This window comes from Mycobacterium yunnanensis, from assembly GCF_025823185.1.
GTDB lineage: Bacteria > Actinomycetota > Actinomycetes > Mycobacteriales > Mycobacteriaceae > Mycobacterium > Mycobacterium yunnanensis.
In genome coordinates, this window is the sequence record NZ_JACKVK010000022.1 from 41,569 (window position 1) to 66,192 (window position 24,624).

General features: G+C 64.4%; 18 protein-coding genes. 11 read left to right on the forward strand and 7 right to left on the reverse strand.

Annotated features, from left to right (window positions below; translation table 11 throughout):
- Window positions 1-6: 6 nt before the first annotated feature.
- Together H7K45_RS29870 and H7K45_RS29875 are read left to right on the forward strand one after the other, a co-directional pair.
- Window positions 7-1,785 (forward strand): ABC transporter permease subunit, encoded by a 1,779-nt coding sequence (locus tag H7K45_RS29870; protein WP_263999819.1) that lies wholly within the window; start codon window positions 7-9, stop codon window positions 1,783-1,785.
- Window positions 1,782-2,948, forward strand: coding sequence for an ABC transporter ATP-binding protein (locus H7K45_RS29875; protein WP_263999820.1), 1,167 nt, complete (start codon window positions 1,782-1,784; stop codon window positions 2,946-2,948). The genes H7K45_RS29870 and H7K45_RS29875 overlap by 4 nt, the downstream gene beginning before the upstream one ends.
- Window positions 2,949-2,954: 6 nt before the next feature.
- Here the strand turns inward: H7K45_RS29875 and H7K45_RS29880 are convergent, their stop codons facing one another.
- Together H7K45_RS29880 and H7K45_RS29885 are read right to left on the reverse strand one after the other, a co-directional pair.
- On the reverse strand, window positions 2,955-3,800 hold the full coding sequence (locus H7K45_RS29880) for an aldo/keto reductase (protein WP_263999821.1): 846 nt from the start codon (window positions 3,798-3,800) through the stop codon (window positions 2,955-2,957).
- Window positions 3,801-3,889: 89 nt separating this feature from the next.
- A complete protein-coding gene (locus tag H7K45_RS29885) occupies window positions 3,890-4,675 on the reverse strand; it encodes an SDR family NAD(P)-dependent oxidoreductase (RefSeq protein ID WP_263999822.1) in 786 nt (261 codons plus the stop codon).
- Between the two features lie 457 nt (window positions 4,676-5,132).
- Between H7K45_RS29885 and H7K45_RS29890 the strand changes: the two genes are divergently transcribed.
- Entirely contained in the window at window positions 5,133-6,767 is a 1,635-nt protein-coding gene (locus tag H7K45_RS29890; protein WP_263999823.1) for an ABC transporter substrate-binding protein, read from the forward strand.
- 123 nt (window positions 6,768-6,890) lie between these two features.
- Here H7K45_RS29890 and H7K45_RS29895 read toward each other — a convergent pair whose 3' ends face one another.
- Together H7K45_RS29895 and H7K45_RS29900 are read right to left on the reverse strand one after the other, a co-directional pair.
- Complete coding sequence (locus H7K45_RS29895) at window positions 6,891-8,198, reverse strand: NtaA/DmoA family FMN-dependent monooxygenase (RefSeq protein WP_263999824.1); 1,308 nt, start codon at window positions 8,196-8,198, stop codon at window positions 6,891-6,893.
- 152 nt (window positions 8,199-8,350) lie between these two features.
- Window positions 8,351-9,247, reverse strand: coding sequence for a phytanoyl-CoA dioxygenase family protein (locus H7K45_RS29900; protein ID WP_263999825.1), 897 nt, complete (start codon window positions 9,245-9,247; stop codon window positions 8,351-8,353).
- A gap of 450 nt (window positions 9,248-9,697) precedes the next feature.
- Between H7K45_RS29900 and H7K45_RS29905 the strand changes: the two genes are divergently transcribed.
- The 8 genes from H7K45_RS29905 (at window position 9,698) to H7K45_RS29940 (ending at window position 20,495) form a co-directional block, all read left to right on the forward strand.
- The gene (locus tag H7K45_RS29905; RefSeq protein ID WP_263999826.1) at window positions 9,698-10,486 is read left to right on the forward strand and encodes an SDR family NAD(P)-dependent oxidoreductase; all 789 of its coding nucleotides are present in this window, start codon (window positions 9,698-9,700) and stop codon (window positions 10,484-10,486) included.
- A 200-nt stretch (window positions 10,487-10,686) separates the two neighbouring features.
- The gene (locus tag H7K45_RS29910) at window positions 10,687-12,309 is read left to right on the forward strand and encodes an ABC transporter substrate-binding protein (protein WP_263999827.1); all 1,623 of its coding nucleotides are present in this window, start codon (window positions 10,687-10,689) and stop codon (window positions 12,307-12,309) included.
- Window positions 12,310-12,516: 207 nt separating this feature from the next.
- Window positions 12,517-13,815 carry an NtaA/DmoA family FMN-dependent monooxygenase gene (locus tag H7K45_RS29915; RefSeq protein ID WP_263999828.1) on the forward strand — a complete coding sequence of 433 codons (1,299 nt, stop codon included), beginning with the start codon at window positions 12,517-12,519 and terminating at the stop codon, window positions 13,813-13,815.
- Between the two features lie 32 nt (window positions 13,816-13,847).
- On the forward strand, window positions 13,848-15,140 hold the full coding sequence (locus tag H7K45_RS29920) for an NtaA/DmoA family FMN-dependent monooxygenase (protein WP_264000068.1): 1,293 nt from the start codon (window positions 13,848-13,850) through the stop codon (window positions 15,138-15,140).
- A 25-nt stretch (window positions 15,141-15,165) separates the two neighbouring features.
- The gene (locus H7K45_RS29925) at window positions 15,166-15,609 is read left to right on the forward strand and encodes a N,N-dimethylformamidase alpha subunit family protein (RefSeq protein ID WP_263999829.1); all 444 of its coding nucleotides are present in this window, start codon (window positions 15,166-15,168) and stop codon (window positions 15,607-15,609) included.
- Window positions 15,606-18,035, forward strand: coding sequence for a N,N-dimethylformamidase beta subunit family domain-containing protein (locus H7K45_RS29930; protein ID WP_263999830.1), 2,430 nt, complete (start codon window positions 15,606-15,608; stop codon window positions 18,033-18,035). The genes H7K45_RS29925 and H7K45_RS29930 overlap by 4 nt, the downstream gene beginning before the upstream one ends.
- Before the next feature lie 4 nt (window positions 18,036-18,039).
- Window positions 18,040-18,804: a Rieske (2Fe-2S) protein gene (locus H7K45_RS29935; protein WP_263999831.1), complete on the forward strand. Its 765-nt coding sequence runs from the start codon at window positions 18,040-18,042 to the stop codon at window positions 18,802-18,804.
- Window positions 18,805-19,835: 1,031 nt separating this feature from the next.
- Window positions 19,836-20,495: a GntR family transcriptional regulator gene (locus H7K45_RS29940; protein ID WP_263999832.1), complete on the forward strand. Its 660-nt coding sequence runs from the start codon at window positions 19,836-19,838 to the stop codon at window positions 20,493-20,495.
- Between the two features lie 124 nt (window positions 20,496-20,619).
- Here H7K45_RS29940 and H7K45_RS29945 read toward each other — a convergent pair whose 3' ends face one another.
- From H7K45_RS29945 to H7K45_RS29955, 3 genes are all read right to left on the reverse strand, one after another.
- The gene (locus H7K45_RS29945; RefSeq protein WP_263999833.1) at window positions 20,620-21,615 is read right to left on the reverse strand and encodes an ABC transporter permease; all 996 of its coding nucleotides are present in this window, start codon (window positions 21,613-21,615) and stop codon (window positions 20,620-20,622) included.
- Window positions 21,615-22,493, reverse strand: coding sequence for an ABC transporter permease (locus H7K45_RS29950; RefSeq protein ID WP_263999834.1), 879 nt, complete (start codon window positions 22,491-22,493; stop codon window positions 21,615-21,617). The genes H7K45_RS29945 and H7K45_RS29950 overlap by 1 nt, the downstream gene beginning before the upstream one ends.
- A gap of 136 nt (window positions 22,494-22,629) precedes the next feature.
- Window positions 22,630-24,615: a dipeptide ABC transporter ATP-binding protein gene (locus H7K45_RS29955; RefSeq protein ID WP_263999835.1), complete on the reverse strand. Its 1,986-nt coding sequence runs from the start codon at window positions 24,613-24,615 to the stop codon at window positions 22,630-22,632.
- Window positions 24,616-24,624 lie beyond the last annotated feature (9 nt).

Below are 24,624 nucleotides of genomic sequence, written 5' to 3' on the forward strand. Positions count from 1 at the left end.
GCGAAGATGGACGCCGACACGGCAATCCTTGCCGAGAACCTGCCCGACTCGGATCCACCGGGTCGGCCAGAGTCCTCGACATCGTTGTCCGCCAGGGCAAGTCGCTGGCGTCGGCGTCCGTCGACGACTGCCTTCCTGCCGCTGCCCGCGACGGCTCTGGTGGTCCTCGGCTTCGTTGTTCCCCTGCTGGTCGTGGTGCTGTATTCGTTGCGACCGACAGTGGCCGGTCAGATCGCGGACACCTTTACCTTGGACAACTACGTCCGGTTCTTCACCACCGACACCTACTGGCAGTCCATGGCCGCCACGATGGGATTCATCGCACTGGCCTCGGCGATCACCGTCGCCCTCACCTTCCCCCTGGCCTACTTCGTGGCGACCAAGGTCTCACCACGCAGGCGTCTGCTCTGGGTGGTGGTCGCCACGATCCCACTATTCACCAGCTATCTGATCCGGGTGCTGGCGTGGCTGAACCTGCTCGGCAATGGTGGGCTGCTGAACGCCGCACTGATGCGGTGGGGCATCGTCGACAGTCCGGTGGGACTCTTCGAACCGGGGAAACCTGCGGTGGTGATCACCTTCGCCTACTTGCTCTTCCCGCTGACCTTCCTGACCGCGTTCATTGCCCTGGAGCGGGTCAATGCCGGGCTGTACGAGGCGGCGTCAGATCTCGGTGCGGCACGCTGGCGCCGGTTCCTCCATGTCACATTGCCGTCGTGCCGCAACGGACTCGTCGGTGGGTTCATCCTGGCATTCGTCTCGATGCTCGGTGACTACGTCACACCGCAATTGATCGGGGGCACCGCGGGAACGTTCTACGCCAACCTGATGACCAACCAGTTCGGCAACTCGATGCAGTGGGGCTTTGGATCTGCACTCGCGCTGCTCCTGCTGGTGGCGATCTTCGCTCTGCTCGCGATTCTGCGGCTCACAGCTGGCGCGTCGGCCCCGATGGGGGCGTACACCGCGACGTACGTGAAGCGGCGCTCACCGGCGCTCGCCGCGTACGCATGGTCGATGATGGCCTTTCTCTACTTGCCGATCGTGGTGCTGGTGTCGTTCGCGTTCAACGACAGTACGACGGTGGGTCTACCGTTCCAGGGCTTCACGACCGAATGGTTCACCTCGCTGTTCACCGACTCGAGTTTGCACGACGCGTTGATCATCAGTCTGAAGGTCGCGCTCAGCGCTACCGGGGTGAGTCTCGTACTCGGCACGGCCGCAGCGATTTACCTGTCCCGTGCCATCGGGACGTGGCGCAACTTAAGCATGGCCACCATCTCGACGCCGCTGTTCCTACCGCCGGTCATCTTCGGCCTGGCACTAATCATTGGTCTCAACGCACTGGACGTCGACCGCGGTCTGTGGACGATCGTGATGGGGCACATCATCATCACGTTGCCGATCGTGACGCTGGTGGTGATGATCCGCCTCGAAGGCGTCGACCGAAATCTCGAACTGGCGGCCCTGGATTTGGGCGCGAAACCCGTCGCCGTCTTCCTGCGGGTGGTGCTGCCTCAGGTGGCTCCAGGCATCCTTGCCGCCGCGATGATCTCCGTCGCTACCTCGATGGACGAATTCATCATGACGTTCCTCATCACCGGTTCGGACACCACGTTACCGCTCTTCATCTACAGCTCATTGCGGTTCGGGCTCTCACCCGAACTCACCGCCCTGTCAACGTTGATTTTGGTGGCCTCGTTCGTCCTCATCCTCGTCGGCGTATTGACCGCCGTCGGCCGCCGGGGACTCCAGATCCGGTCCAAACCAGTGGGAGCAGCATGAGCACACTCCGGTGTATCGACCTCACCAAGACCTATGGCGCCGAGGCTGGTTACGCGCTGGGGGGGTCAGCCGGTGGTGTGTCCTTCGACGTCGAACAGGGTGAACTCTTTGCCCTGCTGGGGCCGAGCGGATGCGGAAAGACCACCACCCTGCGCATCATCGGTGGGTTCGTGGAGCCGACCAGTGGACGGGTCGAATTGGGTGGTGAGGACGTCACCCGTAAGCCGCCCTACGCCAGGCCGACGAACACCGTATTCCAGAGCTATGCCTTGTTCCCGCACCTGAGCGTCGGTGCCAACGTCGAGTTCGGGTTGAAGATGGACAGGGTCGGGCGCAAGGAACGGCAGACGCGGACCCGGGAAGCGCTTGGCATCGTCGGCATGGAGCACCTGGCCGATCGTCGTATCGCGGAACTCTCCGGTGGCCAGCAACAGCGGGCCGCCCTGGCACGGGCCATGGTGAAGCGGCCCGGCGTCCTCCTGCTCGATGAACCGTTCGGGGCTCTCGATCTGCGCTTGCGTCGGCAGATGCAGGACGAATTGGTGCGGCTCAAACAGGCCACCGGTACGACGTTCGTCCACGTGACGCACGACCAGGACGAAGCCTGTGCGATCGCCGACCGCATCGCGGTCATGGATCGTGGACAGATCGTGCAGGTCGACACCCCGGTGCAGCTCTACCGCGCACCCCGGACTGCCTACGTGGCCCAATTCCTCAACGTGGGCACCGTGTTACGCGGCAAGACCGTTCGTCAGGGTGGTGACGTCAGCATCGACACCGGGGGAGTGCTCGTCCACGGGGCGGTCCCACAGTGGGCCGAGCCCGGAATGCGGTTCAGCGCCGTGCTGCCCCCCGACCAGGTGACGATCGCACCCGGCAACGAGCCCATCGCGTCCTCGGATTGCGAATCTGCCTGCGGCACAATCGAACACGTGGCGTTCACCGGCTCAGCCTTCGCGGTCAACCTGCGGTTGGTCGACGGAACTCGATTGGTGGCGGAAGTCCCACGTCAGGCAATGTCGGCCGGGCAACAACTCAACATGCAACCCGGGTCGGAGGTGGTGGCCAGTTGGCGACGTTGCGACGTCATCATCGTCGATGACGTCGACCCCGAACTCGCGGCCGGCGACGACGCGGAGCAGGCAGGTGTCATCGCTGCCTAGAGCCGATCAGCTGGACATCGGTCCGTGGTGCTCGGTGGCGATGTCGATCAGGCCATCGAGGAAGGCCATGTCCGCAGCGATGATGTCGAAGTCGACGTCGGCGTTCTCCCTCATGCGTGCGGGGGTCGTGGTCTTCGGCAGGGGAAGGACACCGCTCTGAAGGACGTAGCGGATGCACAGTTGTGCAACGGATTTGCCGTAGCGATCAGCGATCACGCGTACGTCGGCGTCGTCCAGGAGTGAGCCCGTCGCCAACGGCGAGAAACCCTCGACCAGAATGCCTTTGCTCTGGCAGTACGAAATGAGGTCGCGCTGGGTGGTCCCCACGAAGCACTTGATCTGGTTGACCTGGGGCGTGAGGGTCGCGGACTCCAGCAGCGACTCGATGTGGGCGACCTCGAAGTTGGAGACGCCGATCGCGCGGGCCCACCCGGCCGAATGGATCTCCTCCAGCGCGGCCCAAACCTCGGCGTTGCCCGCGGTGCAGTCGGCACCCATGTCCTGCCATGGCCATGGCGCATGAATGAGGTAGAGGTCGACGTAGTCCATCTCGAGGGCTGCCATGCTCTGTTGAAAGCTGGCGTGTGCCTCGGCGGCCGACTTGTATTCAGCGGGAAGCTTCGTGGTGACGAAGATTTCGTCACGTGGAATGCCGCTGTCGACGATGGCGCGGGCCACGGTGGCCTCGTTGCCGTAGCCGCGTGCGGTGTCGATGTGGCGGTAGCCGGCGTCCAGTGCGGCCAAGACCGCCCGGGCACCGTCTTCACCTTCCCCGATTTGCCAGGTACCGAAGCCGATCTTGGGTATCCGGACACCGTTGGACAGGATGAAGTGCTCGTCGAGAGTCGTCATGGTGTGGTCCATTCGTCGGCGACCGTGGTGGCGAGGTGACCTCGGCAGGAATGTGCCATGAATCCCTCTGCGCTACTGGAAATGTCGGATCAGGACTCGATGTGGTCCCAGGATGCGAGCAAGCCACCGTCGATGAGCAACGAGCTTCCCGTCATGCTCCTGGACTCCTCGGTCGCGAGGAACAGGGCTGCTCTGGCGATGTCGTCGGTGGGGATCAATCCGGTGAGGGGCGCGTACATCCGGGTGATCTCCTCGGTGCGCTCCGCTGATCCCGTGGTCGCTTCGAAGTACACCCGCGCCATGGGGGTGTCGACGGGGCCTGGACAAATGATGTTGACGCGAATGCCTAGACGAGCGGTCTCGGCCGCGGCATTCTTGGTCAGCATCAGCACGGCGCCCTTGGACGTCACGTAAGCGCTGGAGGTTTGTTCCCCTGCGAAGCTGGTGATCGACCCGAGGTTGATGATCGAGCCCCCGGCCTTCATCGCGGGAATCGCGAACTTCACACCCCAAAACGTTCCCTTCACATTGGTGTTCATCGTGGTGTCCCAGTCAGCCTCAGTCGTATCGACGAGGAGGTCCTGAAGTGCCACACCTGCGTTGTTGACCATGACATCGAGCGCACCGAAGTCGTTGGTGGCCCGGTCGACCAGCGCCTTGACGGCGTCCGCATGTTGCACGTCGCACTGCTGACCGACGATCCGGCCGTCGCCTTGGGCCACGGTATCGGCGAGGTCTGCCGCGTTGCGGGCCGCTGCGATGACGTGGGCCCCTTCCTCGGCAAACTTCACGGCGATAGCTTGACCGATACCCCGGGACGCCCCGGTGACGATGGCTACCTTGCCGTCGAGCCGACCAAGGTCTTGTACAGCCATGTGTGCTCCGTATCTGATTTCACGAAGTTGTTCGTCGATGGTGAGTGGCGGCAACGGTTCCGTCGAGGACGGTGGCCGAGGCGTGGGTTACGAACTGTCACCCCTTCGCTCTGCCGCCCGACGTTCGATAGCACGGGTGCACACCGGCTTTCCCGCACGGCTTCTCCTGTGACACCATCGTCGTCCCAACCTTGGCATCCCGTACACCCATCCGTCGTGGCGTAAACCAGCTTTTACAACGTGGGATTTGGACGAAACAAACCCGAGTCCAGACTGATGTCGTAATCACCCCCGCGGCGGACAGCGGAACCTGCCCGCATCCTGCCAACCGAAGGATTGTCGTGACGTCGTGTGGCCGTACCTCGGGCCACTTTGGAATGTGTTCTGACTCAGTCCGACTGAACCTGTGCTGCGAAACGTCGCCACGATTCGATTCACTACCAACTAGGAGGCAACCGTGCCCAAGGACACCAAACCACTCACGACTGCGGCCCAAGGGCACGATGGCTGGGACCGTCGCAGCTTCTTGAAGGCAGGTGGTCTCACCGTCGGCGGCCTCGGTCTGGCCTCACTCATCGCGGCGTGCGGCGCGGGGGACGGCAGCGGACCGTCGAACAGCGGCACGCTCACGTTGCGCATGCCGTTCATGGCTGACATGCAGGTACCCGACCCGGACATCTTCTACGAGGCCGAGGGCCTTCAGTTGACGAATGCAACCTACGAGGGCTTGGCCAAGTACCAACCCGGGACGGCGACGATCGTCCCCAACTTGGCCACCGGGTGGACGATCTCACCCGATTTCCTGACCTACACCTTCCAACTGCGACCTGGCGTGAAGTTCCACGATGGCACGGCCGTCGATGCCGAGGCTTGGCAGAAGAGCTTCGAGCGCCGCAAGGTGGTCGAGGGAGGTCCTGGCTACATGGTGAAGGGTGTGGCATCGACAGCGGCGCCGAACCCGACGACCTTCGTCGTCACCCTCACCGAGCCCAACAACGCGTTCATCCATTACCTGGCGTGCCCATTCAAGCCGGCTGCGGTGAGCCCGACGGCACTGTCTGCGAACGCAATCGGCGATGATCACGCGCAACAGTGGTTGACGACCCACGACGCAGGCACCGGGCCCTACACGATCAAGGAATTCGTTACGGGTAGTCACTACACCCTGGAGGCGTTCCCTGACTACTGGGGCGACAAGCCCACGTTCCAGACGGTCCGCATCGAGGTGACGCCCAGCATCGCCAACCAAAAGCTGCAGCTCGACGGGGGCGGGCTCGACCTGGCGACGAAGGGCTTCCCAGTGCCCGACATCCTGGCATACAAGGGTAATCCGGAGTTCACCATCACCAATACGGCCGGAGGGATTGGCGATGCCATCTATCTGAACCAGAGCGCGGGCATCTTCGCCGACAAGGCGCTGCGCACCGCGGTTTTGAACGGGGTGGACCGCACGTCGATCGTGGCCACGGCGTGGGGCGGAATGACCACCGCGCAGCCAGGGATGTTCCCGGACAAATGCTTCCCCCCCGAGCTGGCCCCCATGCCCACGAAGATCGACCCGCAGGCGCTCAAGACGATGGTGGCGGCGCTCCCGTCGAAGAAGCTCGACCTCGCCTGCGCGGTGGACGGTGGGGCGCCGCGTCAGCAGATGGCCGAGCTCCTGCAGAGTCAACTCTCCGACGCGGGATTCGACGTTAGCCTGCGGGTGATGCCCCTGGCCGAACAGTTCGACCTCACCAACCAGCCACCCGAGCGGCGGCCGGACATGATGATCGCGTGGCTCGGCGGTGATACCTTCCATTTGGACACCACGTTCCGCATCGCGGCACGCACCGGCGCCGCGCCGGTCAACTTCTTCCAGTACTCGAATCCCGAGCTCGACCGGCTGATGGACGAGGCCATCCTGCAGCCGAACGAAGCGTTACGAAACGAGGTCTATCGGCGCTGCACCCAGTTGGTCGTCGACGATGCCATCTGGATCCCGCTCTGCGTCCCGCCAAGCACCACGATTGCACATAAGAACGTGACCGGGTTCGTGAGCGAATCCTTCATCCCGATGACCCTCCAGCTCCAGGATTTGAAGCGAACCTAGTCGTTCTGCACGCCGGCGGGTGCCTCAGCAGGAGGGGTACCCGCCGTTCTGCTACCGCCGCCGAGGAAATGCGGCGGGGCATACCGCCGAATAACTCTGGTCGGCAGCGTGATTCGCCGTGTCCTAGAAGGCGCGCAGGTTTTCTCGGAGGGTGTCGTGCTCATAGGAATCCCTGACCACGCCGAGGTCGCGCAGCGCAGGCACCAGCCCTTCGGTGATGTCGGTGACGTATCGGCGGCTGAGGTGTTGGAGGGGCGTGGTGAGCAAGAAGCCGTCTCCACCCACTGCGTCCATCGCTTCGGCCATCTGTGCCGCCACGACAGCCGGGGTCCCGACCAACGGCAGACAACTGGCGAATCCCGTTGCGGAGGTTGCCAGCTCGCGTAGCGTCTTACCGCTGCCTTCCTGCAGGAACTTGTTCAACGACCCCTGCTCACCGTTGGTGGTCAGCGGCGGCAACGCCTCGTCCAGCGGGAATGTCGAGAAGTCGATGTCCGTGACGGTCGAGATCATTCCGAGCTGCCCGGTGATGAACGCGTCGGTATTCACCATCTTGGATCGTTTGTTCTCCGCGTCCTCGGCGCTGTCACCTAGGACGGGAGTGAGCAGGAACAGCACCTTGATGTCATCTGGATTGCGGCCAGCAGATTGCGCGCGGGCACGAACGTCGTCACGGTAGGCGACCATGCCCTCGATGCCCTCGGCAACGGCGACGATGGAGTCCGCGGTCTCCGCGGCGAATTGACGGCCGCGGGGGGATCCGCCAGCCTGCAGGTACACGGGTCGCCCCTGCGGTGTGCGAGGCACGTTCAGGGGACCCCGCGACTTGTAGAACTTGCCCACGAAGTTCGTCTCGTGGACCTTCGTGTGATCGACGAACGTTCCCGTTTCTCGATCCATCACCACGGCACCCTCGTCCCAGGACGCCAGCAGTTTCGTCACCACTTCGACGTATTCGTCGGCCATGTCGTAGCGGGTCTGGCGCGGCGGAAGGGTGTCCAGGCCGACATTGTGCGCGGCCTGTTCCTCGCCTGAGGTCACGATGTTCCACCCGAAACGCCCGTCCGACAGGTGATCCAGGCTGGCGATCATCCGCGCGAGCGTGAATGGTGGATAGGACAAGATCGACGCAGTGGCGATCACACCGAGCTTCGTGGTTGCCTTGGCGATCGCCGCGGCCAGCACGGTGGCATCCAACTTGGGCACCTGCAAGGCGTGCTTGAGCGTCGCCGCCGTGGAGCCGCCGAAGGCGTCCGACACCATCAAGGTGTCCTCGATCATGAGGTAGTCGAAGCACGCCTGTTCCAACATCTTGGCTACCTCGATGTGGAAGTCTGCGTTCGACCACGAGGGGTTGACCCGGTCCAACGGATTGGTCCACTGCGGCGGCGCGTAGTTCATGAACCAGCCGAGATGCATTTTTCTGGACACGACGCACTCCTAGAGGTGAGGACGGAATAGGACATCGGCGACCGCTCGCTCGTTGTTCGAGTTCATCGCCCCTCCATTGCCGGAGTCTGGCGCGCTACTGAATTCCGGATTGCGCCACCGTCCGGCTATTTGCATCTGGGGCGTGGTAGTACCTACTGACTGCCCGCAAGGAACGCAGCATGCTCTGTCGAGGCCTCGGCGCGCACCCTGTTGGAGTCGAACCCGTAGGGCACCGCGTCGATGCCGCGGACCGCCCGAAGCGGGTCCTCGAAATCGCGGATGTAACCCATCGCGAAGGCGCCCTCCTGATAGCCCATCAACTTGAGCAGGTCATCGTCGAGGGTCTTGGCGATCTCCAGTGGGACGGAGAGATATTGGTTCTCTTCCTGGCGCACCCAGCCCACCGCGTAGTTGATGTTGATGGCGCGGCGGATCTTGTCGGTGGTCTTGTTGGCGCCGCCGCTGTGCACGATCTTGCCGCTGTAGATCAACACCGAGCCGCGCGACATCTCTGCCTGCAAGCACTCGGCGTCGGTGTATTCCTTGGGGGTGCGGGAGCCGGGCAGGTGGCTGCCGGGAACGACGCGGGTCGCGCCCATTTCGGCGGTGTAATCCGACAGTGCCCACAGCATGTTGCACTGCACGTGGTAATCCGCGGGAAAGGGAAAGTAGTCCCACGCGCCTTGGTCGCGATGCAGGCCCTGGGCCTTTTCGCCGGGCTCGATGGAGATGATTTGGGTCAACATCAGTTGAAATGCGCTGGCGTGGCCAAGGAATTCACCGACCGTGCCCAGGATCGTGGGGTGCTGGATGAGCTCGCGGCACTTGGGGGAGCGTGCCACCAACGCGCCGGTACGGCGGGTCTTCGAGCCCAGGATCGAGTTGTAGCCCATGGGCGTCGACTCGATGTACGGCGCTACTTCGTCGTCGATGGCGTCCATGAGCGCAGGAGGCGCCAGGTCATCGACGATGACGTAGTTGTCGCGGCGCAGGTGCGCGACGAGCTCGTCGACGGGGGTGGTCGCGGGAACGTGGTTCAGTGCGGTCATGGCGTGCGTGGCTCCGTGGAGAAGTTGGTCTGCGGTTGCCGAGGACGTGAGTCCGGGGCTGGTGAATGCGACTTCAGTCGTGTTTTCAGTATGAAGCCGCAGCGATGTCCATTCGGTAAGCCAGGATGACGATCGTATTAAGCCAGCTGGCAGCTCGGCACGGTGGCGAGAACGCCGCCAGAGTCCCCCCCGGCGGGGGCCGCGCAATTGCGTGTTTACGGCCGCACGGCTCCCGGAAACACGCGTGCCTCCACACTGAATTCGCATCTGATCGTGGCGGCACTTCGCGAACCCATGCTCGTGCGACTGGTCGAGGGACTCTGTCAACGGCACGCGCGGCACGGAACGTCCTGAGGGCTGAACACTCGGTCGATGCGTCTTTTGGCAACAGCCACCGCTGACCGCGCCCCGAGCGCGGTTTCACTTGACGAACAGATGAGGACGAAGCGCATGCCCGAAGACACCGTCGGTCGACTCCGGGGAAAGGTTGCCATCGTCACGGGCGCCTCACGGGGGATAGGCCAAGCCATCGCAGTCCGATTCGCCCGGGAGGGCGCGCAGGTGATCGCAGCGGCACGAAACGCCGATGATCTCGCCGAAACGGCGGCCATGGGTGCTGGTCGCATCGTCACACAGCGGTGCGACGTGCAGAAGGCAACGGACGTGCAGGCGTTGATCACCCGAGCGGTCGATGAGTACGGAGCGCTCGACGTGTTGGTCAACAACGCTGGCATTGCCGTGCAGAAGCTGTTGGTGGACACCACCGAGGAGGACTGGGAGCTGACGATGGACACGAACGTGAAGGGGACGTTCTGGGGCCTGAAGTTCGCCATTCCGGTGATGAAGGCCGGCGGCTCGATCGTCAACATCGGCTCGGTGAACAGCTTCGCCGGCGAGCAAACCTCATCGGCCTACGTCACCTCCAAGGGTGCGGTGCTACTGCTGACGAAGAACGCGGCCGCCGAGACGGCTCACCTCGGGATTCGGGTCAACATCGTGTGCCCCGGTTCGACCGAGACACAAATGTCGCGGGCCTACTTCGAGGCGGCGATGGGATCGGCGGACGCAGCCGACACGTTCACCCGTACATTCGCCCCGCTCACCGGCATGATCCCACCCGAGGACATTGCAAGCGCAGCACTCTTCCTCGCCTCCGACGAGTCCAAGAGCATGACCGGCAGCTCCATGTTGGTCGACGGTGGCTTGCTCGCCTCCTGGGATCACGTGACCCCACACTAACCACTTTCGTGGCCCGCGATGCCTCGGATGGCAGGTCCGTGAACCGGCCAGTCGATTCCTCAGCTCCGTTACGTCGGCGTAATGCCAGAGGTACTCACACGAAGCAGATGCGTCATGTGGTGCCGCTTGAATTCGAGTCACCTACTGCAGAGAGTCGCCGCGCCCGCTCGACGACGGCCGGCCCCACCCAGGAGACATTCATGATCGACACCTCACGTTCGAAGAACGTCCCCACCGGTTGGGATCGACGCGCCTTCCTCAAGGCCGGTGGTCTCACGGTCGGCGGCCTCAGCCTGGCTGGGCTGATCGCCGCCTGCGGCGGTGGTGGCGCAGGAAGCAATCCGGGAAACCAGACGGCGACGCTGCGGCTCCCGTTCATCGCCGACATGCAGGTCCCCGATCCCGACATCTTCTACGAGGCCGAGGGCTCCTTCGTCATGCACACCGTCTATGAGGGACTCGTGCAATACAAGCCCGGGTCGGCAGACTTCGTCGGGGGACTGGCCACGGCGTGGACGATCTCCCCGGACCAGCTGACCTACACCTTCACGCTGCGGCCCGGGGTGAAGTACCACGACGGAACGGCCGCCGACGCCGCGTCCTGGGGCAAGAGCTTCGAGCGACGCGGCAAGATCAACCAGGGCACGGCGTACATGGTTGCCGGCGTCGCGAAGACCGAGGCGCCGACCCCCACGACCTTCGTCGTCACACTCAAAGAGCCCAACAATGCGTTCCTGCACTATCTGGCGTGCCCGTGGCAGCCGTTCGCGGTGAGCCCGACCGCCGTCGCGACGAACACCCAGGGTGACGACTACGCCCAGGAATGGCTCAAGACTCACGACGCGGGCACCGGTCCCTACACGATCAGTGAATTCGTCCCGGGTAGCCACTACACCTTTACGGCCTTCGACGATTATTGGGGAGGCAAGCCGCCATTCGAGTCCATTCGAATCGACATCACCCCGGACATCACGACCCAGAAACTTCAGCTCGACTCGGGCGCATTCGACATGGTGCCTAAGGGGCTATCGGTCCCGGACGTCCTTGCCTACCAGTCGAATACGCAGTTCACGGTCCTCAACTCGACTGGCGGGCTCGCCGACGGGCTGATGCTCAACCCGAATTCGGGCATCTTCGCCGACAAGAGACTTCGCCAAGCGATGCTCACCGCGCTGGACCGCACAGCCATCGTTGATACCGCCTGGGGCGGATTGGGCAAGGCGCAGCCGTCCATGTGGCCCGAGGGATCGCTGCCCCCGGCCCTGGCTCCGTTTCCGACGGCGGTCGACACCGCGGCCCTCAAGGCGATGGTGGCCACCCTTCCGTCCAAGAAGGTCGACTTCGCTTGTATCTCCGACGGTGGAGCCGCGCGTCAGCAGATGGCCGAGCTGGTGCAGAGCCAACTCGCCGCGCTCGGTCTGGACGTGGCGTTGCGGACGATGGGCACGGCCGAACAGTACGACTTGGCCAACCAACCCGCCAACAAGCGGCCGGACCTCATGCTGTGCTACATCGGCGGCGACACGTTTCACTTGGACACCACATTTCGAATTTTGCTGCGCAGCGACGCCAAACCGTTGAACTACTACCAATACAACAACCCGGAGGTGGACAGGCTGATGGACGAAGCCGTCCGGAAACCGACCATGTCCGAGATGAACGCCGTCTATCGGCAACTCAGCAAGGTCATCTACGACGACGGGATTCTGATACCGATGCTCGTGCCGCCCGTCAGCACGGTCGCCCACACCGACATCGCCGGGATCCAAGTCAACTCCTACTTTCCGCAGGTCCTCGTGGTGCAGGACGTCAAACGGACCTGACGGGAGGTCGAGCAGGGGTGAGTTGGCACCCCAAAGAAGCGAATCACACTACCGCACAATGCGTTACGAGCCGCAGACCCGACCGGATGCCGACGACGGAGAGCCGACGTAGCGGGGTCGAGAGAGCGCGATTTCGGTGCCATTGCGACGGCAACGTGGACGCCATCTGTGTGGTGCAAGGCAACGATGAGGCCAAAAGGAGAAGGCATGACCGACATGTTCCACCTGGGGTGGTTCTTGAACTTCGTCGCAGACGAATGGCACGACACCTGGGGTGATGGTGGGCGTGACTTCACCGGTGACTTCTACGTCGAGATTGCCCGCGACTTCGAGCGCGCCAAGATCGACTACATCCTGATCGAGGACAAGCTCATGGTGCCCAACGCATTTCGCGGCACCATGGAGCACGCACTCAAGCAGGCGCTGGTCCCGAAGCACGATCCGGTGCCGCTGGCCGTGCTGATCGCTGCGGCCACCCGCCACATCGGCGTCGTCCCCACGATGTCGACTAGCTTCTATCCGCCGTTCCTGCTGGCCCGGGTCGCCAGCACGATCGACCACATCTCCCGGGGCCGGTTCGGACTGAACGTGGTGACCTCGGCGGAGGACCGTTCAGCGCAAAACTTCGGCATGGACAAGCTCTACGAACACGACGAGCGCTATGCCCGCGCAGGCGAGTATCTCGAGCTGGTCACCAAGCTGTGGGAATCGTGGGAACCCGATGCCATTGTGCGCGACCACGAGACGGGGACCTACGCGAATTACGAGAAGGTACACACGATCGACTTCGAGGGCAAGTACTACAAGTCCCGCGGTCCGCTGAACACTGCGCCCTCACCGCAATACCGTCCAGTCATCGCCCAGGCCGGTTCCTCGCCGCCGGGAAGGGAGTTGGCCGCCCAGTATGCCGACACCATCGTCGGCCCGGCCGACGACGTCACCAGAATGCGTGCCTACCGCGACGACATTCACGCCCGGATGACGGCCAACGGGCGCGATCCCGGAGACTGCAAGGTGCTCTACGTCGTCTCGCCGATAGTCGCCGATACGCACGCTGAAGCAGTCGCCAAGCGCGAAAGGCTCTATACCGATCCGCACTACGTCGAGCACATGCTGGCCGAGATCTCGGCGATCACCGAGATCGACTTCTCCCAGTTCGATTTGGACGAACCGCTGCCGGAGTTGACGACTAATGGCGAGCGGGGTTCGCTGGCCGCCTTCGTGGCCGGAGGCAAGGACAAGACGCTGCGCGAAATGGTCACCGGCAGTGCTATGGCCGGGAGCATCCCATTCGTGGGTACACCCGCCGAAGTCGCCGACCAGATGGGCGAGGTGATGGAGCAGGTCGGAGGCGACGGGTTCTTGCTCACCAGCCCGGTGATGCGACTCAACCGCCGCTATGTCACCGAGATCACCGACGGCCTGATCCCCGAGCTACAGAAGCGCGGACTTACCCGTACCGAGTACACCACCACGATGCTGCGCGACACGCTGCGCGAATTTTGATGCGCCGACGGAAAGGAGACGTTGTGACCGGGATGTTTCATTTGGGGTGGTTCTTGAACTTCGTCGCCGACGAGTGGAACGGGAACTGGGGTGACGGTGGGCGTGACTTCACCGGCGACTTCTACGTCGACGTGGCCAAGAATTTGGAGCGCGCGAAATTCGACTACATCCTGATCGAGGACAAGCTCATGGTGTCGACCGCCTTCGGCGGCACCATGGAGCACGATCTGAAGCACGGAGTGAACCCCAAGCACGACCCGCTTCCGCTGGCGGTGTTGATCGCCGCGGCCACCCGCCACATCGGCGTCGTCCCCACCATGTCGACCAGTTTCTACCCACCGTTCCTGTTGGCCAGGTTGGCCAGCACGATCGACCACATCGCTCGCGGGCGTTTTGGGTTGAACGTGGTGACCTCGGCGGAGGACCGCTCGGCGCAGAACTTCGGGCTAGCCAAGCTCTACGAGCACGACGATCGATACGCCCGCGCCACCGAGTACCTCGAGCTGATCTCCAAGCTGTGGGAGTCCTGGGAACCCGATGCCGTCGTGCGCGACTACGAGACCGGGACGTACGCGGACTACGAGAAGGTCCACACGATCGACTTCGAGGGCAAGTACTACAAGTCCCGCGGCCCGCTCAACACCGCCCCCTCGCCGCAATATCGGCCGACCATCGCGCAGGCCGGCGCCTCGCCGCCGGGACGTGAGCTTGCCGCACAGCACGCCGACACGATCGTCGCGCCAGCCAACGGGCCCGCGGCGATGAAGGCCTACCGCGACGACATCCACGCGCGGATGAAGACCCACGGCCGGCACCCTGGAGAGTGCAAGCTGCTCTACTTAATCTCACCCATCGTGGCCGACACCCGTGATGAGGCCTTGGCCAAGCAGGACCGGTGGTTGCGCGATCCGTCCTACATCGAGTACATGCTGGCCGAGATCTCCTCGGTCACCGAGATCGACTTCGCCCAGTTCGCGTTGGACGAGCCGCTGCCCGAGGGACTGACGACCAACGGTGAGCGGGGCTCGCTGGAGGACTTCGTCTCCCGAGGCAAGGGCAAGACGCTGCGCGAGATCATCTCCGGCAGTGGGGTATCCAGCAGTGTCGAGCTCGTCGGTACTCCTGCTCAGGTAGCCAGGGAAATGGGCGAGATGATGGAAGAGGTCGGCGGCGACGGCTTCCTCATCACCAGCCCGGTGATGCGGCTCAACCGCCGCTACGTCACCGAGATCACCGACGGCCTGATACCCGAACTGCAAAGGCTCGGCCTGACCCGCTCGGAGTACACCACCACCCTGCTTCGCGACACCCTGCGCGAGTTCTGATTCCTTCGTCGGAAGAGGCCCCGAGATGATCCCCATCCCCCAGGACGACGCCACTCAGCAGAAGATGCAGAGCGAGATCGAGGCGAGCGTCGAGGACTTTCACGGAGTGGCTGCGTTCTCCGTTTTGCGAACGGAGCGGCCGGGCAGTGCGATCGGCGTGCACGGCGGCATCCAGGACGACGTCCAACTCGATCGGGTGCTGACCCGGATGCGGATGCAGCCGACGGCGGCATTCGGCGGGAAGCTGATCATCGTCTGCACCAAGCCCGAGAAGGAGTGGCGGATCGCCCGGCTGTCCGGGATCCGCGGCATCTCACCAAGATTCGCCGATGACCGGGTGTTCACCGACGAACAGGCCGCACAGGCCGAGATCTTTGCGATGCGACTCGATCAGTACCCCGCCGAGGACGGGATGCCCGAGCACTACGCACCGGCGTGGAAGGCCAGAGGGGAGAACTGGAGCTCGTGACCGATACCGAACCGGGCGCGGGAGCCTACCCAGACCTGCTGCGGCTGACCGGGTATGGCAGCAAGTGGTCCGTCGAGCAGGGGGACAGCGTCGACTTTCACGTGAGCTGCGAGGGCCCTGCCTCCTACCGTGCCGAACTGGTCAAGCTGATCCACGGCGATACCCACCCGACCGGGCCGGGGTTCAAGGAGGAAATCCTTGATTCACCGGTCAACGGCACCTATGAGGGCCGCCTCCAGACCATTCACGCCGGTTCCTACGGCATGGTGACCGATCGCGGTCCGCTGCGGGTGAGCAGCTTCACCATGCAGTGCTGGATCTGGCCGACGATGCCCATCAAGGTGGCGGGCTACTGGGCGCCCGGCGAGCAGATGATCATGGGCAAATGGGCCGAGAACCGTGGTTACGGCCTGTTCGTCGACCTCGAGGGTCGGGTGTGTCTAAGAATCAACGACCAGACCCTCACCGCTCCACAACCGGCACGCGATCGGGCCTGGCTCTTCGTCGCAGCGACCTACGATGCCGAAAACGGCGGTGTCGCAGTGTATTCCGAGCCGCAGATCCGCTACGCGCTCGACCCCGAAGCCGGGGTCGTCGAGTCGGTGTTCGTCGAACCCCCCGTCCACACCGCCGTGCCGTTCACGTTCGCCGCGCACCCGGTGCACACGCAGCCCGACGGCGCCTCCCGCCAGCCCCACGGCTGGGTGATGACCGATTACTTCAACGGGAAGATCGATGCCGCCCGGTTGTGCTCGCGGGTGCTGACGCGCCTGGAGATCGAGACCATGAAGCTCGGTGCCGCACCGGGGATGGACGAGCGGCGGGGCCTCGGACCGTCGGCGGAGCTGGGTGCGGCGATGGTGGCCGCCTGGGACTTCGGCTTGGAGATACCGACCCGCACCATCGTCGACGTCGGCCCGTACCGACTCGACGGGGAACTGGTGGGACTGCCCTCCCGCGGGATGACGGGGCACGACTGGAACGGCGCGCAGACCTCGTGGAGCGCCGACCATCGCGAGTACGGCGCGATCCACTTCCACGACGACGACGTCGACGACGCGCGCTGGGCCGTCGACTTCACCCTGGCGGTTCCAGATGACCTGCCCAGTGCGGTCTACGCGATGAAGCTCACCACCGATGCCGATGACGAGGACTACGTCCCCTTCATGGTCCGTACGCCGCTCGGTGCGCCGCAGTCCAAAATTGCCGTCATCATGTCGACCACCGACTACCTGGCCTACGCGAACGAACATCTGGCCAGCAACGGCGGGAGCATGGAGGCGTTGATGTACCGCACGCCGATCATGGCGCCGCAGCACGTCTTCCTGAGCGTGCACCGAGAGTACGGCTACTCGACGTATGACACCCACAGCGACGGATCCGGGGTCCACCTGTCGTCGCGGCTACGGCCGATCCTCAACTTCCGGCCCAAGTGCGACTCGCCCACCATGCAAGCACCATGGCAGTTCAACGCGGACCTGCACCTGATCGACTGGCTGACCGAGATGGGGTACGAATTCGACGTCATCACCGACGAGGACATCAGCTATGACGGCCTGGAGCGGATCGAGAGCTACAACGTCCTGATCACCGGAACGCACCCCGAGCACAAGGACGGCCACTACCTCGATGCCATCCACGGCTACAAGGACCGGGGCGGCAGGTTCATGTACATGGGCGGTGACGGCTTCTATTGGCGGCACACCTTCCATCCCGCGTACGGGCGGGGCGAGATCACCGAGATGCGTCGCTGTGAGTCGGGTATACGGCCGTGGCAGGCGCAGCCCGGCGAGTACTACCACCAGAGTGACGGCAAGCTCGGCGGCATGTGGCGGTTCCTCGGCCGCGACATGGCCGCGGTCAGTGGCACGTCGATGGTGGCGCAGGGCTTTGACGCCTCGACGTACTTCAAGCGCACCCCCGAGAGCGACGACCCCCGGGTGGCCTGGGCCTTCGAGGGCATCGATTACGGCGAACGACTCGGCGACTTCGGTCTGGTCGGCGGTGGCGCGGCCGGTGCGGAAGTGGACAACGTGGACACCACGCTCGGTTCGCCGCCGCACACCCTGCTGGTTGCGACGTCTGCCGGGCTGCACACCGATGCGTACCTGACGGTGACGGAGCTGATCTTGACCAACTCCCCTGGACACACCGGTACACAGAATCCCAGAATCCGCGCCGACATGGCGTTCCACGAGACGCCCCACGGCGGTGCGGTGTGGTCGTTCAGTTCGATTTCATACTGCGGCAGTCTGTCCCACAACGGTTATGACAACAACATCTCGAGGCTGACGGGCAACGTGCTCGACCACTTCATGCGGGACGGGCCACTGCCGACGCCGGATCCCTCCGAGATTCGTCCCCGCGGTCGGTTCGAGTCCACGCCGGCGCTGAATTACCACCTGCCCGAGGAAGTCGGGGGCTGAGAAGATGAGCGTGGTGATCGGCGACCTGGTGCTGCGGTCGTCGTCCACGGGGCAACATCCGTCGGCGGACTTCGAAGACTGGACGCAAAAGTGGGTGGGCGTCGGCTTGGCGTCAGAGCTGACCGAGGTCGGGGCGGTGCTCCCCGCGACGATCGGACATCACGCCGTACACGTGCGGCGCACCGAGGATGGTCTGCAGGCCGCGCTCAACGCTCGACCTTTCGGTGGTTGTGTCTCGATCCCGGTGCATTGTGGAAGCACCCGGAACGTCAGGTGTCCGCAGCGAGCGTGTGCGTTTAGCGAGGACGGTGGCGTACTCGACGGTACGACCGATCCGACGGGTGCAGCCAGGGTCGGGTTCCTCGGCGATGGCCGCCGGGTCGTGAGATTCCCCGTGGCGCAATGGGGTCCGTTGTTGTTCGTGAACGTCACCATGTCCAGTCCCTCACCGCTTTCGATCCCCGGGGGGTTGTCCCTCGACGACATGGAGGTGCTTGCCTCCGCTCGGCGGCTGACCTCAGGGAATTGGTTGGACACACCGCTGCGGGCGGTGTCGGCCGTCGTCACGGCCCTGAGCCCCGGCGGCACGACCATCGATGTCACGACGGTGGCGCCAAACCTCGCCGTCGCGCGCCTCGGTTCCGACGTCTTGGTGGCGATCAGTCGTCCGGCCGGCTACACCCGCAGCACCGTGCTCTGCGGACTACTCAGTCGGGCCGCGACCAGCACGGCGATCGACCCGCAGTCGATCGACCGACTTCGGTGGTGAGGCAGAGCCTTTGAGGACCGGGCGGGTCACGGGGCTGTCCGGTGTCGAGCGGAAGCCGACCTGCGTTTGGTTCGTGCTTGGAGTGGGCTGCCGTCCAGATCATCTGGGCCGAGGAGATTGGAGGGATCGGCAAACGGCGGTGTTCGTGCGAGCCCTCGTCGGTCCACGCTGCGGTCGATCGCCGCCCGATGTGCGGCCGTGCCGGCGTCGGCAGCCTGCAGGCTTCCCTGCTGCGGAGGTCGGCGTGCAGTGATGCTACGACATGATCGACCGAGACTTCTCTCGTCGCGTTGGGTTCGGGTTCCACCCTGCTGGCCGAGTATCTCCACGCCGCCCTCGGTAGCCTAGAACGGCCCGAGACGCCGTGGACGGACCACGCCTCGCGGGCCACGTCGCCGTGATCACGTGTCCCGGCAGCGGTGCCGGAGATCTGCCGGCCGTTCGGCGGTTCCGGTGCGGCCGGGGCTTTGGCACGTTCATGGCCGGCGACGGCGCGGTAGCATCGTGAACGTGTCAATATTGGGGCATTCGTCGCGGCATGTCCCGATTGAACGTCGCATATGCCCGCTCCAACGCCGGTGTGACCCAAGGTGATTCGCATCCCCGGTGTGGAATGGTCTCCGCTCGGCATGCGGGTGAACGCGGTGGCAACCGGCTTTTCTCTCGACCAGTGGGGACGAGGCCGCTCCACACGCGGTCGGCCGTGTTAACGAGATGGTTACCCAAACAGTGGGCCTGATACAGACCCTAGTTCAGACTGGAGTCGCATTTGCTTATTTCTGTGTGGTCACATGCCGAACGGCGGCGAATGTTGATGATCGCAAACAAGATAAGAGGAGTGTTCTTCGGTGCCAACACCTGAACCCACCCCCCGTATGGATGCGGGCCGTCGAGAGCGTTCGCAACCTGCGGGAAGAGTCCGTCCCGAGGTGCTCTTCCAGCGACAGCGTCAGACCCCAGATCGGCTGAACAACTCGGCGCGCCGGACATACGATCTACTTCGCTCGACGTTGGTCCGTAACGGTAGAAGCATGGTGCTCGAGGAGCGCGACTTGGTCGAGGGGCTCTCGGCCAGCCGTAACACGGTCAGGGCGGTGCTACAACAACTCGCCCGTGAAGGCTTCGTCACGCGCGAGACCAAGAACGGGACGCGAGCCACGGATCTGCTCCTGGTGCCCGTCGAGGAGTTCTACCCATTCGAGGCACGCCTTCTCGAGTGCCGCTCGTTGGGTTGCCCGCCTCTGATGCGCGATCGGTTGCATCTGCCGGCCGGCTGGACCGTGTTGATGGTGGAAAGCCTGCTATTGCAGAATGATCTGCCGCTGGGCATTCAGGTCAACTATCTCGCGCTCGGCGAGGAACAGTCCGAAGACATCCACGTCGACGACTCGGACGTCATCCAGATCCTCGAGCGACATCTGGGCGTGTGCATCAGAGGCAGCGATTGCACCATCAGCGCCGTCGCTGCGGACGAGCAGACCGCCGCGTTGGTCGGCGTGGAGCTCGGCGCGCCGATGATCTGCGTCGACGACGTCATCGTGGATCAGGACGGGCAGCCGCGCGCGCTTTCCCATATCCGAGTCCGGGGAGACCGAATCGCGTTGACGGCAGTGCTTTCCGCACAGGGTAGGCCAGATGGGGGGCGAGGTCCTGCGGCACCGCCTCCCTGGGTGCCTACAGAATCATCGTGACCCCGATGGCGCCAAGCGTGCTCTAGCCACGTTCGTTTGCCCCGGGGCCGCAGCGGACTCCCGGCGTGGTGTTCGTGGACGGCCGGGCTCCTGAACGGCTCCGGCTCTGGCGGGAATCCATGCGTCACAGTGCGACTCGTGGATCAGCAAGCGACTGGAGTGCGTCGACGACGACGTTGGTGACGACGTATAACGCGCCGACCACCAGAGTCACCCCGGCAATGGCGTTGAAGTCGGCCTTGTCGATGGCTCGTGCGATGTACAGGCCGATACCTGGACGGGCGAAGATCAACTCGACGAGGATGCAGTTGCCGATCATCACCGCGAGCTGCAGACCCATCAACGCGAGCACGGGTCCGAGAGAGTTTCGCGCGGTGTGCATCAACAGAATTCTGTTCTCGCTCAATCCCTTTGCCCGCACCGTGCGAATGTGGTCGCCGTGCATCGTCGTCTCGAGGCTGCTGCGCAGCACTCGGCCGACGGAGACCGCGGGCGTCAGCGCGATGCAGAACGCCGGAAGGATCAGGTGAAGTAGATCGTCGAAGAACACCTCGGGCCGCCCGGCTAGAAGGCTGTCGACGAGGAGGAAGTGCGTTGGACCCGTCGGGGCGTCGTAGTAGGCGGTCGTGCCGGTGACCGGCAGGATGTTCAGGTAGCGATAGAACAACAGCATGCCGAGCAGGCAGGCGAGAAACACCGGTATGGACGCGCCGGAAATCATCACCACGCGCAGGACCCCGGACCCGCGCCAACGCTGCGCCGTGGCCAGGCCGAGGAAGGCGCCGACGAGCACGGTGAACACCATGGCGAGGAACAGCAGTTCCAGCGTCACCGGCAGGAACTTCGCGATGTCGGAGAGCACCGGGGTGCGGGTCAAGCTGGATTGTCCGAGGTCTCCCTGCAGCGCATTCACCAGGTAGTGCAGGAACTGCATCGGCAATGGCAGGTCGTACCCGAGCTGATGCCGCGCGGCGGCGTATACCTCCGGTGACGCCTTGGCGCCGACCAGCGCCGCAACCGGGTCAACCGGCGCCACCTTCTGCAGGGTGAATACCGCCACGATGAGAATGAGCAGCACGGGAATTGCGCCGAGGAGGCGTCGGGGCAGGATGGTCAGCATCAGCGGTCCCGGATTCGATCACGGAGCGCGTCGCCAGCGAAATTGGCGATGATCGCGATGATCGCCACCGCAACAGCCGGCATGATGGGGATCCACCATGCGCTGAAGATGTAGGTGATGCCCTGGGCGCTCATGGACCCCAGCTCGGGCGCAGGTTGAGGAGCTCCAAGGCCAAGGAACGACAAACTGGACAACATCAGGACCAACGCAGCGATGTCCAGGCTCGCGGTCACGATCGTCACGGGTATCGCCCCGGGCAACAGGTGTCTCCGCAGTAGACGCCACCAACCCACCCCACCGATTCGCGCCGCCTCCATGTGCGGCGAAACCCGAAGTTTGCGCACCTCGGACCGGACGATGCGGGTGTAGAGCGGCCACCAGACGATCGCGACACCGATCAGCGTGTGGGTGTAGGACCGGCCGAGAGCGGCCACCACCGCGAGCGCCAGGATGGGTCCAGGTAGGGCCAGGAAGGCATCGGTCATCCTCATCAGGACGGCGTCGAACCAGCCACCGGCCGCCCCCGCGATCAGCCCGATGAGGCCGCCGAAGACCACCGAGAACCCGACCACCGCCAGGGCGCCGAACCAACTGGTCTGCATCCCGCACAGCACCCGGCTGAGGACATCGCGTCCGACGGTGTCGGTGCCCATTAAGTGGGCGCCGCCGGGTGCGGTCATCGGCTTGTCCACCGCGATCAATGGGTCGAACGGTGCGAGCTGGCGCGCGAAGATTGCGACTAGGAAGAGCAGTGCCAACGCACCGAAGGCGACGTAGGTCGGCACCGATGCGCCTTGGAAGTACTGCCGTGAGGCCAGAGCCAGGCGGCTGCGGCTACGCCTCAGTTCTGTCGGTACGTAGAACTCTGCGATGGCCAATTGGTGCTCCTCGTGTCGATCAGGCAGATCAGCGGCGCTGCCGGCGCTGCACATTGCCTGCGAGTAGACGCGCCTTCGATGTCACCCGCGGTTCGGCTACGTTGCCGGGAAATTGCGCCTTCGTGGGTAGCCGAGGTCACCCCATCAGCGGCGGGGTCAGCTCATCGTTGGTCAACAGACACGACGCCAGGTGCCGAGTGGAGTCGGGGGTGGACAACAGCTTCGGAACCACGCTGTCGCAGCGTGCGACCCGTTCGATGCAGCGCGGGTGGAATGCGCACCCAGACGGCACCGACAGGGGGCTGGCTGGTTCGCCGGGTAGTCGCACCGGCGCTTTGCCTGGGCTGGGCACCGAGGCCAGCAACGCCTTGGTGTAGGGGTGTTGTGGGTTGGTGATGAGGGCTTCGGTGGGCGCCAGCTCGACTATCTGGCCAAGGTACATGACGGCGATCCGGTCGGCGACGAATCGTGCGGCGGCCAGGTCGTGGGTGACGAACATGACGGCCATGCCGAGCTCGCGGCGCAGCTCCTGAAGCAGGTTCAGCACCGAGGCCGCCAGGGAGGCGTCGAGAGCGGAGGTCGGCTCGTCACACAGCAGTAGACGGGGCGGCACGATGATCGCGCGTGCGAAGGCCACTCGTTGGCGTTGGCCGCCGGAGAGGCTGGAGGCCTTGATGTCGGCCACGTCGGGCGGCAGGCCAACTTGACGCAGCGCGGCATCGACTCGTTCGCGGCGTTTGGTCCGAGTGGTCGTCTTGAGCAGCCGCTCGCCGACGATCTCGCCCACTGACATCCAGGGGGTCAGGGAGGCGCCCGCGTCCTGGAACACCATCTGGGGTCGTTCGCCGACGTAGCTCACGGTGCCGCCATCAGGCTCCATGAGCTCGGCCACCACCCGCAGCAGCGTCGACTTGCCCGAGCCGGATTCGCCGACCACGGCGATGGATTCGCCGGGGGCGACGTCGAGGATGACGTGCCGGAGGGCATGTAGGTCGTCGTGACCGAACAGCCCGCGCCGCACCCTGAAGTGTTTGTCGACTCCGTTGATTTGAAGCGCAGGCAGAACCTGGTCGAGTTCCCTCATCGCCGGGAACGGGGGAGTGTCCTGTCGGGCCTGTGATTGGGCGGTCGCGTTCGGCACGATGCAGGCCGCGACACCCGAATGAGTCCTGGCCGGCGTCGGATCTGGCAGCACCTCCGAGCACGCAACGGTCACCGCCGGGCAGCGCGGAGAGAAGGTGCATCCCCGGGGGTGGCTCCGCGGGTCCGGTGGCTGACCCGGCAGGGCACTGATCGCGTGGCCGAGCGGCAGGTCCAGATCGAGCCGAGAGTTCAGCAGCCCGTAGGTGTAGGGATGCGACGGCGCCTGCAGCACCTCGTCCATCGTGCCCAGTTCGGCGAGTCGACCGCCGTAGAGCACTGCGATGCGGTCCGCGATCTGCGAGGCGACCCCGATGTCGTGGGTCACCACGATGAACGACGTCCCCAACTCGCTACACAGATCGCGTAGCAGGGCCAGGACTTGTGCCTGCACGGTGACGTCCAGAGCCGTCGTCGGCTCGTCGGCGATGACCAGGTCCGGTTTGCCGGCGACTGCCATCGCGATCATGACGCGCTGGCGCAGCCCTCCGGACAGTTCGTGGGGGAACGCCTTCATCCGCCGGATCGGGTCGGGCACGCCCACCATTTCCAGCAGACGCCGTGCCTCGTCGGGATCCTGGGTCAGTTCGTTGATTTGCTTGCCGACCCTCATGGTGGGGTCCAACGACGTCATCGGGTCCTGGAACACCGCCCCGAGGTGGGCTTTGCGCACGCGGCGCCGCTCGCCCGGATCGGCGGCGACCATGTCAAGGCCGCAGACCTCGGCCGACCCGGAGATGATGGGCGCGGGTTCACCGTCGAGCAGACCGAGCAACGCCATGCCCAGGACGCTCTTGCCCGACCCGGATTCGCCGACCAGCGCCAGCACTTCACCGGGCTGGACGTCGAGGCTCACCCCGCGCAGGGCGTGCAACGGCATCCCACGTCGGGAGAAGGTGACGTTCAGGTCGCGGACCCGGGCCCGTGGCGCCTTTTGGTCAGGCGCCCGTTCAGGGGCGATGTCTGTCGCGTCGATGCGCATTGATTGAAG